The sequence below is a fragment of the Methanoculleus sp. DTU007 genome (genome assembly GCF_001512385.1).
GTDB classification, from domain to species: Archaea; Halobacteriota; Methanomicrobia; order Methanomicrobiales; family Methanoculleaceae; genus Methanoculleus; species Methanoculleus thermophilus.
This window is the reverse complement of sequence record NZ_LFRO01000070.1, coordinates 1-1,126: the sequence shown is the minus strand read 5'-3', so window position 1 is coordinate 1,126 and position 1,126 is coordinate 1. Positions and strand designations below refer to the sequence as shown.

General features: G+C 59.2%; 1 pseudogene. It reads right to left on the bottom strand.

Annotated features, from left to right (window positions below):
• Positions 1–1,126: pseudogene (locus ACI94_RS07615) on the bottom strand (PGF-CTERM sorting domain-containing protein); the annotation flags it as partial.

Here is a 1,126-nt window from a genome sequence, read left to right as displayed (position 1 = left end):
GTCGGGCTTGAAGCTCGCGCCGTCAACCTCGAACGACCAGGTGTTCGCGCCGTCGCCCTGCTCGACTTTCGTAGTGCCGGCAACCGAGCCGAAGCCGGAGGCCTCGCTCTTGCTGGTCGGCTGGAACGCAGCGGAGGTGACCTCAATGTTCAGCGTGTCGCCGACAGCGAGGTTGGTCGTGCCGGTGATCGTGAACTTGCTGCCTGCAGCCTTGTCGCCGATCGCGTCGATCCAGATGTTCGGCTCTTCGACGACGAAGGTGAGTTTCACGTAGGTGTCGTCGATGTTCGGGGAGTCAAGGGCGTTGATCAGCGCGGTCGCCGCATCAGAAGCCTGGAGCCCGGCGATCCGCACCGAGTTAAAGCCAGAGTCAGCCGTACCGTTGATCCAACCAGCCACGTTAGATCGTATGTCGAACTCTTTGTTCATCATCGGGTGCTGGATGACCACGAAGTACTGGCCTGCAGCAAGATCCTTGGTCTGGGACCCCTTGAGCTCGTACTCGAAGCTGCCGTCATCCTCAACGGTAGCGGGATCAGCAAGTCTCTGATAGTTCTTGCCGAAGATCCAGACCCAGACGCTGTCGGGGTCGCCCTGCGCAGCTCCGGTAAGCTTCAGGTCGTCACCCTTCGCGATGACCGCGCCACTCGAGGTCGCGGTGATGAACCCGGACCGGAGCTGGATAGAGGCCGTGGCGTACTCGGCGTTGGAGAGGCCGCTCTTATCCACAGGCTGCGAGACGGCGTAGATCGTGTAGCCGCCGGCATCGAGGGCCTTATTCTGAACAGTGTCACCGGTGTTCCACTTGAATGACCAGGTGCCGTCGGCCTTAACATCTGCTGTGTTGAACGGGCTAGTGCCAGCAGCACCAGTGTTCGATACAGGGTTCAGGGTCAAGAGGTTGACGCCGTTTGCGGATGCAAGGTTCGGACCGGTCATGAAGAGGTGAACTGTTGTATCGTTGTCGGTGCAGGTACCGGAGAGGGTGACTTCCTCACCGATGTAGTAGGTGCCAGTGCCGGACGCCGTGATGGTAACAGAACCCTTCTCAACTTTCACCTTGACCTCATCGTAGTCGGTTTTCGCCTTGTCAGGGTCAGTGTTCTCAACACGGATAGTGAACTGC